The 385-nt window shown below is 75.3% G+C and carries 1 protein-coding gene; it reads left to right on the top strand.

Going from position 1 to position 385, the window contains the following annotated elements:
* Window positions 1-18: 18 nt before the first annotated feature.
* The coding region (locus OQ02_RS39415) for a hypothetical protein (RefSeq protein ID WP_442973743.1) at window positions 19-385 on the top strand (367 nt) is incomplete at its 3' end.

Below are 385 nucleotides of genomic sequence, written 5' to 3'. Positions count from 1 at the left end.
GAGGACTCCACCCCGACGGTGGAGTGGCCCGACCGTCCCACCCGCCCGCCGCGCACCGGCACCAAGAGCGGCGAGGACGACGTCGTCGACGCCGACATCGTCCCCGACGGCCCCGCGGCCGTCACGACCGGCGTGCGGGGCCTGCCGCCCGCGCCGGAGCCGCACACCGCCCGGCCCGGCACCAGCCGGCCGGCCAGCACGGAAGGGAGCAGCGTGAGCAGTTCGCAGGTCAGCAGGCCGTCCGGCAGGGGTGGCCTGGCCGCCCAGCACCGCACGGACATCACGTTCGACGAGTACCTGATGGGGATGGCGAACATCGCCATCAAGGCCGCCTCCGACCAGGAGCGCGCCGAGGCCCTGATGGAGGCCCTGGCTCAGGTCGCGG

Origin of the sequence: Saccharothrix sp. NRRL B-16314, from assembly GCF_000716595.1 — a bacterium.
Lineage (GTDB): Bacteria > Actinomycetota > Actinomycetes > Mycobacteriales > Pseudonocardiaceae > Actinosynnema.
This window is presented reverse-complemented; position numbering and strand designations above follow the sequence as displayed.